Here is a 14,097-nt window from a genome sequence, read left to right as displayed (position 1 = left end):
GGCCGACAGGGGCCAGGGCGGTCAGCCGGCGGGCTGTGCCACCCAGGCATGCGCGCGTGCGCCGTCGGCCGCTCCGCGCGGCTGGTCGTGGGTGGCCGGGACGAGTCCCCACCACCAGGAGATGACGGGGATGTCCAGCGGCGCACGGCTGTCGTCGGTGGGTGTGGAGCGCAACGCCGAGGGCAACCGGGCCGGGTCGTCCGGGGTGGTGTAGCGCAGGGAGGTGATACCCCAGTCCTGGGAACCGCGGATGAACGTGCCCAGGTTGTGCAGGTACTGACGCAGCTGCGGGCTGGCCTGCGGCCGCAGGTGCGCGCTCAGGCGCATGAACAGCGTCATCACGCGGTCCCGCTGGGCTATCGCCGTGGTCAGGGCCTCTTCCTGGGATATGCCGTACTCGTTCTGGAGGACGCGCAGCACGTTGAGGTAGTAGCCCGGCCCCCGGCTCTCCTTGTGGTGGGAGAAGATGTCGTTGTCCCAGGTGATGATGAAGGAGGCCATCTCGGCCGCGGCGCGCACGGACTTGTGCTCGCGCTCGTGCGGCTGGAGTTCGTAGCCGTGCCCCATCTCCAGCATGGGCAGGACGACCGAGGTGGCCCCGTCGTACAGGCGCATCAGGGTGTAGTCGGGCAGGCTCGGCACGGCGCCCGAGCGCCGGTAGGACGCCTCCCACACCACGGAGAAGAAGTACTCGCGCAGCGCGTCGATCCAGCGCGCTGCCTGGCCCACCGTGCCGTGGTGGGCCATGCGGCACCGCAGGTCGCGAAGGCCCTCGGCGAGGCTGTCGCCCGGCAGGACGGGGGCCTCGGGGTTCTGCGCGACCCGAAGCAGCCGGTGCAGTACGCCGGTGAGCGCGCCGGGATCGTGACCGAGGTCGCTCTCCTCGCAGTACCCGTCGTCCACACCGAAGAGCCACAGGACGAAGTCGGCGAGGAGGGAGACGACCTCCTCGCGGCCGTCGGGCAGGATACGGGCCGAGAAGCCGCCGATCCCGTGGGTGACCAGCCGTCCGCGCAGCTCGTCCGAACCTATGGAGAAACGATTCGCCCAAGCGGTCGTCCGGGCCTCGATCTCCGCGTGCCGGGGGTGGACGGCGGACGGAAGGGGCGAGTAGGTCGGCGGAACGGTCAGCTCGGGTCCCACTCCTGACCACCTCTCAACAGCGTCATGGCACATTCGGCCGGACAGGGAAACAGACATGTCGGTCTTTGATCGCTCAACTATGGCGCATAGTACGCATCTCGCACCCCTGATCCAATAGCGTCTTCAGGTCTATGACAAGTTTCGGAGGCAGATCGTCCGTTTTCATCGCCGACGTCCCGCCACCCGGGCGCCGCACCGCCGACGAGCGCTGAGCCCGCGTACCTCAGGCGGCCTCCGCCCCCTGACGGGCCGTCGGGCGAGGTGTCGGGTGAGCCGCTGCTGTCTCAGGCGGGCTTCGGCAGGAAGGTACGCAGGTGCGCCAGCAGCGCTTCCGGGGCCTCCTCCGCGATGAAGTGCCCGCAGGCGGGGATCTCCGCGCCGGTCACCTGGTCCGGGTGCGCGGAGTGGTCCCGCCAGATGTCCAGCGTCGGCAGCCGCGCGGGCAGGCCGGCCGCTCCCCACAGGGCCAGGACCGGGACGGTCAGCAGCCGTCCCGCGGCGAAGTCCGCGTCGTCCAGGGCGACGTCCGCCTCCGTGGCCCGGTAGTCGTCGAAGCCGGCGCGCAGCGCGCCGGGGCGGGAGAACGCCGCCACGTACGCGTCCACGGCCTCGTCGGTCAGCGCGTGCCGGTCGTAGGTCCACCGCTCGAAGAAGTACTCCAGGTAGCCGCGGACGTCCGCGCCGGCCAGCCGTTCGGGCAGGTCGGGTTGGAGGTGGAAGAACCAGTGCCAGTACCCGGCGGCGATCGTGGCGTCCGTACGGCGCAGCGTCTCGCGCGTCGGCACGATGTCCAGCACCGCGATCCGCTCCACCTGTTCGGGCCGGTCCAGCGCCCAGCGGTGGGCCACCCGCGCGCCCCGGTCGTGCCCGACGACGGCGGCCCGCTCGAACCCCAGCGACTCGACGAGGCCCGCCATGTCGGCGGCCATCCGCCGCTTGTCGTAACCGGTCGTGGGCTTGTCGCTGCGGCCGTAGCCGCGCAGGTCGGGCGCGACGACGGTGTAGTCCCCGGCCAGTTCGCCGAGGACCGGCCACCAGCACCGGGAGGTCTGCGGCCAGCCGTGCAGCAGCACCACCAGCGGGCCGGAACCCGCCCGGGTGTAGTGCAGCCGCACACCGTCCACCTGGGCCACGCCCGTGGTCGTACCGTCCACCGTCCGTTCCCTTCCAGGCTGTTCGAACCGTCGCCGGGCGCAGCCGCCGCACCTTGGCCGGGCGCGTGTGCACCACCACCAGCCGGCGCGGCTCACCCTCTCAGGGGGTTACCGCCATCGCAAGCATGTGGGGCCAGGCGCAGGGGTGGGAGACGAGGGGGTGCTGGTGTGGGACGGCGGGCCGGTGCGGCGTCGTGCCGTGCGGCGGCGCTATGCCTGGGGAAGCGAGGCCAGCCAGCGTTCGTCCTCGAACTCCGCGGGGATCTCGTCCTCCCACGGGTCGATCCCCCGCCGTTCCAGTTCGTCGAACCACCGGTCCCGCTCCGACTCGGGAAGGCGCCGTCCGCACCAGGGGCAGAACGTGATGGTGCTGCTCGACGTGCCGCCGTCGTGGATGATCAGGCCGTACTCGCGGAATTTGGCACTGAAGCGGATCAGCGCGTCCGGGCAGGCGAAAGGATCGTCGTGCCGGTCGCAGATGGCATCCGCCTGGTCCCGCATGGTCTCGCAGCAGTGGTCGGTCATGGCCTCGGTGTTTCGTCGGATCTGTCGTGCGCCCGACAGTAGATCACACACGGTGATGATCAGCGATGCCCGGTAAGGCCCGGGGGTCAGGTACGTCCCTCGCGTTCCTGCGCGTCCTTCAGGTCCGTGGAGGGGACGGCCCAGCAGGCCCGTACGACCGGGTAGCCGGCCTGCTCGCAGGCGTCGCAGACCAGCTCGTCGTCGTCCACGACATGGCGTACCTCGCGCCCGCCCGCCAGGCGGCGCAGGAGTTCCAGTTTGGTGTACCGGGCGGGCCGCCGGTCCTCGTTCGGACGCATGTACAGCCGCCCCTCGGGCAGGCCGTGCTGTCCGAGCCAGGCCAGGGTGTCCCGGCGGCAGCGCTCGGGGCGGCCGGTCAGATAGACGACTTCGCACTCCCCGGCGCTCCGCCGGGCCAGTTCCACGCCCTCCGCGAGCGGCGGGTCGTCCGGGGCCGCGGCGAAGAAGCCCTGCCAGTCGCGCGGTCGGCGCTCCAGGAAGTGCTGGCGGTGCCCGGTGTCGGCGAGCGTGCCGTCCAGGTCGAAGACCGCCAGGGGCCGCGCGGCCTTGCCGCGGGCGCCGCTCCTCGTGCTCGTCATCGCGTCCCCTCGTCCCGTGTGGCGCCCGGCCACCGCCCGCGCGTACGGCGATGCCCGCGAGACCGCCGGAAGCAGCGCTGCCGGCGGCCGGAAGCAGCGTACGTGAGCCGCGGGCGGGGCGCCTGTGCCGCACGCGGGCGGGCGGGCCGACCGGCCCGCCCGGTCACAGCACGCTCACCGGATCGACGTCAGCCGGCCCCGTGCAGCGCCCCCTCGACGAGGTCACGCAGCTGGGAGCGGGCGGTGATGCCCAGTTTGGGGAAGCTGCGGTAGAGGTGCGAGCCGACCGTGCGCGGGGAGAGGAACAGTTTCTCGCCGATCTCGCGGTTGGTCAGTCCGCGGGCCGCCAGCCCGACGATCTGTTGCTGCTGCGGGGACAGTTCGGCGAGCGCGTCGGGAGCCGGTGCCGTGACGTCGAGACCGGCGGCACGCGATTCGGCCCGGGCGCGCTCGGCCCACGGGCGGGCCCCCAGGCGCCGGAACGTCTCCAGTGCCTCGGCGAGCAGCGGCCGTGCCTCGGCGATACGCCGTCGGCGCCGCAGCCATTCGGCGAGGTCCAGCAGGGCCTGGGCGCGCTCGAAAGGCCAGTGGGCGAGGACCGGTTCCGCCAGCGCCGCCCGGAAGTGCGGCTCGGCGTCCTCGGGCGCCGCCAGCAGGGCACGGGCTCGGCTGAGCAGTGCGCGCAGCCGGGGCGAGGCGTGCTCCCCGAGCGTGTCCGCACTGCGCTCGACGATCACGGTGGCCTCCGCGCGCCGGCCGCTGCGCACCGCGGCGGCGGCCAGGTCCGCGAGGGCCGGCCAGGAGGCGTGGTAGTGCAGCGGCGCGCCGTCCGCCGTGAAGGCCGCGCGGAGTTGGTCGTACGCGGTGTCGTACGCGCCTTCCGCGGCTGCCGCGGCGCCGAGCGCGCGACGGGCGTGGACGAGGACCGATCGGCTCTCCAGCGGATCGACCAGCGCCAGCGCCTCGTCGGCGCGGGCGCGGGCCGCCGCCGCGTCGCCCTGGTGGGCCAGTACGACGGCGTCCACCGCCGCCGCGCACGCCACCGCGTGGTCGAGGCCGGCCGTGGCGCCGACCGCCGCCATCCGTGCGCAGACCTCGCGGGCCTGCCCCCACCTGCCCAGTTCCACATACGTCCAGGCGGCAGCACCGCCCAGGCCGTCCGGCAGCGCCCCGTGCGCACCCCCGCGGTCGAAGGCCGCGTCGAAGGCGCGCGCTGCCTGCGGCGTCTCGTCCAGGAGCCATGCCATGACCGCGAGCGCGGTGAGCCGGCCGGGCCGGTGTTCCGCCTCGGCCATCGAAGCGGTGAGGGCACGGAGGAGCTGCGGCCGCCCGTCGTCGGGGGCCGACACGGCCTGCACCCAGGAGCGCAGCCAGTCCTCCGAGGCGTTCTCGGGAATGCGCCGCAGGATGTCTTGGACGCGGCGGCGCGCGCGTTCCTCTCCTGAGTAGAAGCAGGCGACGGCGGCTCCGGCCAGCAGGTCCAGTGCGACGGCGGGCTGGGCGGCCGCCCGTTCCTCGGCGGCACCGGCCAGGCGGGAGAAGACCACGCTGTGGCGTACGGTCAGCGTCGCCAGCCGCCCCACGTGGGCCGCGGCGGAGGCCAGCAGCGCCGGGTCGTCGGTACGGGCACGTGCCGCGGCGGCCAGTTCCTCGACCCAGGCGAGGTCCCCGGTGAACACGGCCGCACCGGCGGCTTCGACCAGCAGCCGGGCACTGTCCGCGCGCAGCGGGGCCAGCTCCGCGGCACGTTGCAGCGCTTTGGCGGCTGCCGCGTGGCCGCCGCGGCGGCGGGCCCGGTCGGCGGTCCGCTCCAGCTCGGCCGACACGTCCGCGTCCGGGCGTTCGGACGCGGCGGCGAGGTGCCAGGCGCGCCGGTCCGGTGCGTCCGGCAGCATTCCGGCGAGCGTGCGGTGGGCGGCGCGCCGGGCGTCGAAGGGTGCGGCGTGGTAGACGGCGGACCGGATCAGCGGGTGGCGGAAGCGGGTGTCCCGGCCGGTACGGCGGATGAGCCCGGCCTGCTCGGCGGGCGGCCAGGCGTCGTCCTCGGTGTGCGGCAGCCCGGCCGGTACGGCGGCGTGATCGGCGGTGTCCATGGCGGCCAGGAGCAGCAACGCCCGCGTCGTACGGGCCGGGAGGCCGTGCAGGCGGGCGGCGAACAGCCGTTCCAGGCGGTCGGTGAGCGGGAGCGGACCGGCGGCCGGCGGCTCCCCTGCGGCGCCGGTCTCCAGGTCGGCGGCGGCCCGCGCCAGTTCGGCCAGCGCCAAGGGGTTGCCGTCTGCCTGGTCGAGGATGCGGGTCCTGGTCCGGCCGGTGGGGCGGTGCGGCTGGAGGTCCAGCAGGCGGTGCGCCGCCGCGTCGTCGAGCGGGCCGAGGGTGAGCGCCGGAACGCGGCGGTCGAAGCCCGGCAGGCGGTCGCCGGTACGGGCGCCGACCAGCACCGTGACCGGTTCTTCCGCCAGCCGTCGGGCGGCGAACGCCAGGGCGTCCAGGGAGGCGCGGTCGCACCACTGGGCGTCGTCCAGTACGGCCAGTACGGGGCCCTGCTCGCCCAGCGCCGACAGCAGGCTCAGGACGGCGAGCCCGGTCAGCAGGGGGTCGGGGGACGCTGCGGCCTGTCCGGTACCGAGGGCGTCGCGCAGCGCAGCGCGCTGCCTCGGCGGCAGCGCGTCCGCCTCGGCCCGTACCGGCCGCAGCAGTTGGTGCAACGCGGAGAAGGCGAGGTCCGACTCGGACTCGGACCCGCAGGCGCGCAGGACGCGGGTGCCCCGCGCCGCCGCCCGGCGCGCCGCGGAGTCCAGCAGCGCGCTCTTGCCCGTGCCCGCGTCGCCGGTGAGGACGAGCACCGGACCGGCCTCGCCCTCCGGGCCCGCCGTACGGGAATCCGCTCCCCGGAAGCCCACCGCCCGGGAGTCCGCCGTACGGAAGAGACGGGCGAGTTCCGCGTCCCGGCCGACGATGCGGTCCTCCGGGGCCGGGGCCGGTTCCGTGACCGTGCCGGGGGCCGCTCGGTGCTCGTCCACGCGGTCTCCAGGAGTGCGGGCTCCCGGGCCGGAGCCGTCGTGCTTCGTCGCATCCAGGCTACAAGCGGCGGAACCGGTGCCCGTGGGCGTCCGCGGAGGTGCAGTCACCTGACGGATACCCCGCGCTCCGGGCCCGCCCGTACGGTTCCGGAAAACCCACGGATTCGCGAAGGCACCCCATGGAAAAGCGCACGGAACCACGCACGGAGACCATCGAACTCGGAAACGTCACCGTCACCCGCGTCCGGGAGTATTTCGGCCCGGTCGACATGACGCCGGACACCTTCTTCCCCGACGTCCCGGAGGAGGTGTGGGAACGGAATTCCTCCTGGGTTTCCCCCGATTTCCTGGACCCCGGCACCCGCATCGTGAACTCCGCGATCCAGACCTGGCTGCTGCGCAGTGAGGGCAGGACGATCCTGGTCGACACCGGCGTGGGCAATCACAAGGAGCGCCCGTACTCCCCGGTCTGGAGCCGCCTGGACACCGGCTTCCTGGGCGCTCTGGCCCGGGCCGGTGTCGCGCCCGAGGACGTCGATGTCGTCATCAACACGCATCTGCACGTCGACCACGTCGGCTGGAACACGTATCTGGACGGCAGGAACTGGATTCCCACCTTTCCGAACGCCACGTATGTGATGCCGAAGGACGACTTCGACTTCTGGAATCCCGCCAACGGCCACCAGCCGAGACTCGGCCGCGGAAATCAGAACGTGTTCGAGGACAGTGTGGCTCCGGTGCACGCGGCCGGGCTGACGCACTTGTGGGAGGACAGCCACCGTGTCGACGCGAATCTGCGTCTGGACGCGGCCCCCGGGCACACCCCCGGCTCGTCCGTACTGACCCTCACGTCCGGCACCGACCGCGCGGTGTTCGTCGGCGACCTGCTGCACAGTCCCGCGCAGATCCTCGCGCCGGACGCCAACAGCTGCTTCTGCGAGGACCCCGCGGGCGCCCGCGCCACCCGGCGCGAGGTGCTGGGCCGGGCCGCCGACACCAACGCCCTCGTCATCCCCGCACATCTGGGCGGCCACGGCGCCGCGGAGGTGGTGCGCGAGGGGAGCGCGTTCGCCATCAAGGGGTGGGCCCCGTTCACGCCGTACACCGAGCGGGACTGAACGCCCGGAGAGACCAGAGGAACCACAGAGGCCGGAGAGGCCAAAAAAATCGCAGGGGCCGAAGAGGCCCGAGCGAACAGCGACCGAAGAAACCCGAGAGCCATGTCTGTGCACCACAACCACCACCCGGACCCCGTCGTGACCACCGCCCAGGGAGCGGTCCGCGGCCTCCGCCAGGACGGCAGTGCCGTCTTCCTGAACATCCCCTACGCCGCCCCGCCGGTGGGCGCCGGCCGGTTCGCGCCGCCGCGGCCGCACGCACCCTGGGACGGCGTACGGGACGCCACCACGCCGGGGCCCACCGCGCCGCAGTCCCCGCGCGACCTGGGCAGCCTGGACATGACGCCCTACTTCGGCGCCGGCTGGAGCCGCGGGGAGGACTACCTGACCGTCACCGTCCGGACCCCGGCGGACGCGGGCGGCGGCCTGCCCGTCATGGTGTTCGTGCACGGCGGCGGGTTCGTCGCCGGATCGACCCGGTCCGCCCTGTACGACGGCGCCGGCTTCGCCCGTGACGGCGTCGTCCTCGTCACCCTGAACTACCGGCTCGGCATCGCGGGCTTCCTGGACCTCCCCGGGGCGCCCGCCAACCGCGGCCTCCTCGACGTGGTCGCCGCGCTGCGCTGGGTACGGGAGAACATCGCCGCCTTCGGCGGTGACCCCGACCGGGTCACCCTCTTCGGCCAGTCGGCCGGGGCCACCATCGTCGGGGGCGTGCTCGCCGCCCCGGAAGCCGCGGGCCTCGTCCGCCGGGCGATCGTCCAGAGCGGCAGCGGACTGGGGGCCTTCACCACCGAGCAGGCCGCCCGCGTCACCCGGGCGGCCGCCGCCGACCTGGGCGTCGAGCCGCACGCCCGCGCCTTCGCAGACCTCGACGATGTCCGACTGGTCGAGACCGCCGCCCGGCTCGCAGGCATCTGCCTGCGGACCGCCACCCACCACGACCCGCTGCTCGGCCTCAGCCCGTTCAGCCTGGTCCTGGACACCCAGCCCGCCGCGTCGGTCGCCGCCGGAGCCGCATCCGGCGTGGACCTGCTCATCGGGACCAACACCGAGGAGGGGAACCTCTATCTGGCCCCGGTGGGCCGGTACGCCACCTCGACCGACGCGGACATCGACGCGACGGCGGCCGACGCGCACCCGGACCCGGCGAGGCTCGTCGAGACGTACCGGACGACGCGTCCGGGAGCGTCCGCCGGGGCGCTGCGGTCCGCCGTCATGGGCGACGCGCTGTTCGGCGCGGGCAGCTGGGCCCTGGCGTCCGCACATGCCGCGCACCCGGGGTCCGCCACCTTCGGGTACGAGTTCGCGTGGCGCTCCGGTGCCTTGGACGGAACGCTGGGCGCCGCTCACGCCGTGGAACTCCCCTTCGTCTTCGACCGCACGGATCTGCCCGGCCTGCGCGGGCCCCACGGCCTGCTCGGCCCCGACGCGCCGCCCGTCGAGCTCGCCGGCCTCGCCGCCCGGATGCACGGCAGCTGGGTCCGGTTCGCCGCGACCGGCAGCCCCGGCTGGAGTCCGTACGAGACCGGGCGCCGGACGACGATGCGCATCGGCGCCGAGTGGACGCCGACCGACGACCCGCGCGGCCCGGAACGGCGGGCCTGGGCAGCCTGACCCGGCGTCCGGCCTGCCTCCGGGCAGACCTCGGCGACCCGCGCGGCCCACCTCCCGCCTTCCCCCAAATTCGCACAAAGAAACGAACCCTCCGTATCGCGCGTCACCGCCGGGAAACCGCAGGCAGGCGCGGGTGCACCGGCCCCGGGCCCCGGCCGCCCCGGGCCGGTGCCCTCGCGCGCCGGCACCGCGGCGACGAGAATGTGCCCTTGAGTGCACCGCCCGCACCCGCTTAGGTGGAGGGCGGCAATTCCGCCGTCGGACGGCAGCCGTCGTCCCGATCCGAGGGAGTTGGAGCCCATGCCCGCACGGCCGGCGGTCACGGAGGCGGAGCTGGAGGCCCACCTGCGTGGCATCTGCTTCAAGACCGGACCACCCCGCCGCATCGGCGTCGAGATCGAGTGGCTCGTCCACGACGCCCGCAACCCCCGATGTCCCGTCGACCCCGTACGACACCGCGAAGCGGCCACCGCACTGCGCGCCCTCCCCCTGCGGTCGGCCCTCACCTTCGAACCCGGCGGACAGCTGGAGCTCAGCTCGCTGCCCGCCACCTCCCTCACCGCGTGCGTCGAAGCCGTCTCGGCCGACCTGGCCCTGGTCCGCCCCGCGATGCGGGAGCTGGGCCTCGGAATGGCGGGGCACGGCCACAACCCCTGGCACCCCCCGCGGCGGGTGCTCACCGAACCCCGCTACGACGCCATGGAGGCGTACTTCGACCGCTGGGGCCACGCGGGCCGGTCCATGATGTGCGGCACCGCGTCCGTACAGGTCTGCCTGGACGCGGGCCAGGAGGAGCCGGGCCCCCTCGGACTCGGCCGCCGCTGGCGGCTGGCCCACCTGCTGGGCGCGGTCCTGCTCGCCGCCTTCGCCAACTCGCCCGTCAGCGAGGGCTGCCCGACCGGCTACCGCTCCACCCGCCAGGTGGTGTGGTCCCAGATGGACCCGGCCCGCACCCTCGCCCCGCCCGAGGACCCCGACCCGCGTACCGCCTGGGCCGGTTACGTCCTGGACGCGCCCGTGATGTGCGTCCGCGGCGACGACGGCCCGTGGGACGCTCCCGAGGGGCTGACGTTCCGCGACTGGGTCCGTACGGGTGCGCCGCGTCCGCCGACCGAGGAGGACCTCGACTACCACGTCACCACGCTCTTCCCGCCCGTACGGCCGCGCGGGCACCTGGAACTGCGCATGATCGACGCGCAGCCGGGGGACGGCGGCTGGATCGTGCCGCTGGCCGTCACGGCCGCGCTGTTCGACGACCCGGAGGCCGCCGAGAGCGCCTACCGCGTGGTCAAGCCCCTCGCCGAGACGGCCGGCACCCGCCCGGCGCCGCGCAACCCGCTGTGGCGGCACGCCGCCCGGAGCGCGCTGACCGACCCCGAGCTGCGGGCCGCCGCGCTGGCCTGCTTCACCATCGCGCAGGAGGCGCTGCCCCGGCTGGGCGCCCCGGCCGGGGTGAGCGAAGCGGTCGCCCGCTTCACCGCACGCTACGTGGCACAGGGCCGCTGCCCGGCGGACGACCTGCTGGACGGGGCGTACGCGGAGGAGCCCGCGCCGGTGGCGAAACCTCCCTGGCCGGTCGCCACCGCGCCGCCGCCGGAGCCTGCCATCGCGTACGAGGACGAGCTCACCCCCGGGAAGGACAGTCTGTGACCAACGATCCCGAGTCGCTCCGGGAACGCGCGGCGCGCGCCCTGCTCGCCGCGCGTGACCGCACCCGCGCACTGACCACCTGCGTCGACGACCACGACCTCACCGCCCAGCACTCCCCGCTGATGTCGCCGCTGGTCTGGGACCTGGCGCACATCGGCAACCAGGAGGAGCAGTGGCTGCTGCGCGCCGTCGGCAAGCGGGACGCGCTGCGCCCGGACATCGATTCCGTGTACGACGCCTTCGAGCACCCACGGGCCGAACGCCCGTCCCTGCCCCTGCTGCCGCCCGCCGAGGCACACGGCTACGTGGCGGACGTCCGCAGCCGGGTCCTGGACGTACTGGAGAGCAGCCCGCTGCACGGCGCACCGCTGCTCGACTCCGGCTTCGCCTTCGGCATGATCGCGCAGCACGAGCAGCAGCACGACGAGACCATGCTCATCACCCACCAGCTGCGGCGCGGCCCGGCTGCGCTGACGGCCCCCGAACCCCCGCGGACCGCCGACGGCCCCCTGCCCGCCGAAGTGCTGGTGCCCGCCGGCCCGTTCACGATGGGCACCTCCACCGAACCGTGGGCCCTGGACAACGAACGCCCCGCACACCGCCGCCTCCTGCCGGCCTTCCTCATCGACACCACTCCGGTGAGCAACGGCGCGTACCTCGACTTCATCGGGGACGGCGGCTACGACGAACCGCGCTGGTGGTCCCCCGAAGGCTGGGACCACATACGCGAACACCGCCTGCAGGCCCCGCTGTTCTGGTGCCACGAAGGCGGCCAGTGGCTGCGGCGGCGCTTCGGTGTCACCGAGCCGGTGCCGCCGGACGAACCGGTTCTGCACGTGAGCTGGTACGAGGCCGACGCGTACGCGCGGTGGGCGGGCCGGCGGCTGCCCACCGAGGAGGAGTGGGAGAAGGCCGCCCGGCACGACCCGGTCAGCGGCCGCTCCCGCCGTTACCCGTGGGGCGACGAGGACCCCGGCCCCGCCCACGCCAACCTGGGCCAGCGGCACCTGCGCCCCGCCCCCGTCGGCAGCTACCCGGACGGTGCGTCCGCCCTCGGCATACGCCAGCTGATCGGCGACGTGTGGGAGTGGACGGCGAGCGACTTCCTCCCCTACCCCGGCTTCGCCGCCTTCCCCTACCGCGAGTACTCGGAGGTGTTCTTCGGCGGCCCGTACAAGGTGCTGCGCGGCGGGTCCTTCGCCGTCGACCCGGTGGCCTGCCGGGGCACCTTCCGCAACTGGGACCTGCCGGTACGGCGCCAGATCTTCGCCGGCTTCCGCACCGCCCGCGACGCGGACACGGCGGGCGCATGAGGGCCCCGAATCCGCCGGACCCCCGAAAGACGCAGCTCACCCCCTGGAGGCGACCCTGATGTGCCGCCACCTCGCCTACCTCGGCCCGGAACTCCCCCTCGGCTCCCTGATCACCGCCCCCGCCCACGGCCTGTACCGCCAGTCCTGGCAGCCACGCCACCAGATCCACGGCACCGTCAACGCCGACGGCTTCGGCATCGGCTGGTACGCACCCGGCGACCCGGCACCCGCCCGCTACCGCAAAGGCGGACCCATCTGGGCCGACCCCGGCATCCTCGACCTGCTGCGGGTGGTGCGCACCACCGCACTGCTCGCCGCCGTCCGGGACGCCACCTTCGCCGGCGCGGACCCCGAGGCGGCCGCCGCGCCGTTCGCCGACGGACCGTGGCTTTTCAGCCACAACGGCGCCGTACCCGGCTGGCCCGGCTCCCTGGCGCACCTGGCCGCCGACCTCCCCCCGGACCGGCTCCTCTCCCTCCAGGCCCGCTGCGACTCGGCCTTCGTCTGGGCGCTGGTGCACCACCGGCTCAGCGCCGGCATGGACCCCGCCGAGGCGCTGGCCGACACCGTCACGGCGGTGTCCGCCGCCGCGCCCGGCGCCCGGCTGAACCTGCTCCTCACCGACGGCGCCACCATCGCCGCGACCGCCTGGGGCGACTCCCTCTTCTACCTCGCCGAGCCCGGACGCAGCACCACCGTCGCCTCCGAGCCGTACGACACCTCCCCCCACTGGACCGAAGTCCCCGCGTACACCCTGCTCGCGGCCACGCCCACCGACGTCCTCCTCACCCCGCTCAAGGAGCCCGCCGCGTGAGTTCTCTCACCGTCACCCGCACCCTGCCCGCCGACGCCACCACCGCCGCGCTCCGCGCCGACGTCGCCCACGGCCTGACCCGCACCCCCAAACAGCTCCCGCCCAAATGGTTCTACGACGCCCGAGGCAGCGAACTCTTCGACGAGATCACCACGCTGCCGGACTACTACCCCACCCGCGCCGAACGCGAAATCCTCATCAACCGTTCCCCCGAGATCGCCGCCGCCACCGGCGCCCGCACCCTCATCGAATTGGGCTCCGGCTCCTCCGACAAAACCCGCCACCTCATCGCGGCCCTACCCGACCTCCACACCTACGTCCCCGTAGACGTAAGCGAATCCGCCCTGACCGCCGCCGCCGAAACCCTCCTCACCCTCCACCCCTCCCTCACCGTCCACGCCCTCGTAGCCGACTTCCAACAGGGCTTCGCCCTCCCCGGCACCCCCGGCCCCCGCCTCCTCGCCTTCCTGGGCGGCACCATCGGCAACCTCCTCCCAGAAGAACGCACCACCTTCCTCCGCGCCACCCACGACCTCCTCTCCCCCGGCGACGCCCTCCTCCTGGGCACGGACCTGGTCAAGTCCGAACCCACCCTCGTAGCCGCCTACGACGACTCCCGAGGCGTCACCGCCGAGTTCAACAAGAACGTCCTCCACGTCATCAACCGAGAGTTGGAGGCCGACTTCGACCCGGCCGACTTCCAGCACGTGGCGCTGTGGGACGCGAAGCGGGAATGGATCGAAATGCGGCTGCGGGCGACGAAGGAACTGACCGTGAAGGTTCCGGCGCTGGACTTGGCCGTGCCGTTCGCGGAGGGCGAGGAGATCAGGACGGAGGTCTCGGCGAAGTTCCGGGAGGAGGGGGTCCGTGACGAGCTGAAGGCCACCGGGTTCGAGATGAGCCGGTGGTGGACGGACGAGGCGAGCAGGTTCGGAGTTTCCCTTTCCGTAAGGACCTGACCTCCGTTCGCCCCCGGTTGCCCCGCCGAGCAAATCGGCGGGGCAACTGGCGCACCAAGGCCCTAATTACTCCCCGAGCGGTCTGCCACTTCGCCCAGTAGATCATTCTCCCATAAGAACCGAGCATTCTGGAATCCGGTTCTCCCACGTTGATCCTGGATTCGATAGGAGGATGCCGGATGTCA

The 14,097-nt window shown here is 73.6% G+C and carries 11 protein-coding genes; 6 read left to right on the top strand and 5 right to left on the bottom strand.

Annotated elements, in window-relative coordinates:
* Positions 1-21 precede the first annotated feature (21 nt).
* The 5 genes from JXZ78_RS21720 to JXZ78_RS21700 all read right to left on the bottom strand — a co-directional run bounded on the left by JXZ78_RS21720 (position 22) and on the right by JXZ78_RS21700 (position 6,441).
* Entirely contained in the window at positions 22-1,143 is a 1,122-nt protein-coding gene (locus tag JXZ78_RS21720; RefSeq protein ID WP_063726149.1) for a selina-4(15),7(11)-diene synthase, read from the bottom strand.
* Between the two features lie 284 nt (positions 1,144-1,427).
* Positions 1,428-2,297 carry an alpha/beta fold hydrolase gene (locus JXZ78_RS21715; protein WP_030022954.1) on the bottom strand — a complete coding sequence of 290 codons (870 nt, stop codon included), beginning with the start codon at positions 2,295-2,297 and terminating at the stop codon, positions 1,428-1,430.
* 210 nt (positions 2,298-2,507) lie between these two features.
* Positions 2,508-2,822 (bottom strand): DUF6980 family protein, encoded by a 315-nt coding sequence (locus tag JXZ78_RS21710; protein WP_030022955.1) that lies wholly within the window; start codon positions 2,820-2,822, stop codon positions 2,508-2,510.
* Positions 2,823-2,908: 86 nt separating this feature from the next.
* A complete protein-coding gene (locus JXZ78_RS21705) occupies positions 2,909-3,421 on the bottom strand; it encodes a phosphatase domain-containing protein (RefSeq protein ID WP_030022956.1) in 513 nt (170 codons plus the stop codon).
* 188 nt (positions 3,422-3,609) lie between these two features.
* Complete coding sequence (locus JXZ78_RS21700) at positions 3,610-6,441, bottom strand: helix-turn-helix transcriptional regulator (protein WP_030022957.1); 2,832 nt, start codon at positions 6,439-6,441, stop codon at positions 3,610-3,612.
* A 179-nt stretch (positions 6,442-6,620) separates the two neighbouring features.
* Between JXZ78_RS21700 and JXZ78_RS21695 the strand changes: the two genes are divergently transcribed.
* The 6 genes from JXZ78_RS21695 (at position 6,621) to egtD (ending at position 13,912) form a co-directional block, all read left to right on the top strand.
* A complete protein-coding gene (locus JXZ78_RS21695) occupies positions 6,621-7,559 on the top strand; it encodes an MBL fold metallo-hydrolase (RefSeq protein WP_030022958.1) in 939 nt (312 codons plus the stop codon).
* 102 nt (positions 7,560-7,661) lie between these two features.
* Complete coding sequence (locus tag JXZ78_RS21690) at positions 7,662-9,176, top strand: carboxylesterase/lipase family protein (RefSeq protein WP_030022959.1); 1,515 nt, start codon at positions 7,662-7,664, stop codon at positions 9,174-9,176.
* Between the two features lie 300 nt (positions 9,177-9,476).
* The gene (egtA, locus tag JXZ78_RS21685) at positions 9,477-10,826 is read left to right on the top strand and encodes an ergothioneine biosynthesis glutamate--cysteine ligase EgtA (RefSeq protein WP_078624553.1); all 1,350 of its coding nucleotides are present in this window, start codon (positions 9,477-9,479) and stop codon (positions 10,824-10,826) included.
* The gene (gene egtB, locus JXZ78_RS21680; protein ID WP_238783284.1) at positions 10,823-12,139 is read left to right on the top strand and encodes an ergothioneine biosynthesis protein EgtB; all 1,317 of its coding nucleotides are present in this window, start codon (positions 10,823-10,825) and stop codon (positions 12,137-12,139) included. Before egtA ends, egtB begins: the two co-directional genes overlap by 4 nt.
* A gap of 58 nt (positions 12,140-12,197) precedes the next feature.
* The gene (gene egtC / locus JXZ78_RS21675; RefSeq protein WP_238783283.1) at positions 12,198-12,953 is read left to right on the top strand and encodes an ergothioneine biosynthesis protein EgtC; all 756 of its coding nucleotides are present in this window, start codon (positions 12,198-12,200) and stop codon (positions 12,951-12,953) included.
* Entirely contained in the window at positions 12,950-13,912 is a 963-nt protein-coding gene (gene egtD / locus JXZ78_RS21670) for an L-histidine N(alpha)-methyltransferase (RefSeq protein ID WP_030023199.1), read from the top strand. The genes egtC and egtD overlap by 4 nt, the downstream gene beginning before the upstream one ends.
* Positions 13,913-14,097 lie beyond the last annotated feature (185 nt).

Origin of the sequence: Streptomyces monomycini (assembly GCF_022271435.1) — a bacterium.
Taxonomy (GTDB): Bacteria; Actinomycetota; Actinomycetes; order Streptomycetales; family Streptomycetaceae; genus Streptomyces; species Streptomyces monomycini.
This window is presented reverse-complemented; position numbering and strand designations above follow the sequence as displayed.

Excerpts from the sequence above, each read along its gene's own strand:
- JXZ78_RS21710 (WP_030022955.1), bottom strand. The coding sequence starts at position 2,822 with ATGACCGACCACTGCTGCGAGACCATGCGGGACCAGGCGGATGCCATC.
- JXZ78_RS21705 (WP_030022956.1), bottom strand. The coding sequence starts at position 3,421 with ATGACGAGCACGAGGAGCGGCGCCCGCGGCAAGGCCGCGCGGCCCCTG.
- JXZ78_RS21695 (WP_030022958.1), top strand. The coding sequence starts at position 6,621 with ATGGAAAAGCGCACGGAACCACGCACGGAGACCATCGAACTCGGAAAC.
- JXZ78_RS21690 (WP_030022959.1), top strand. The coding sequence starts at position 7,662 with ATGTCTGTGCACCACAACCACCACCCGGACCCCGTCGTGACCACCGCC.
- egtA (WP_078624553.1), top strand. The coding sequence starts at position 9,477 with ATGCCCGCACGGCCGGCGGTCACGGAGGCGGAGCTGGAGGCCCACCTG.
- egtC (WP_238783283.1), top strand. The coding sequence starts at position 12,198 with ATGTGCCGCCACCTCGCCTACCTCGGCCCGGAACTCCCCCTCGGCTCC.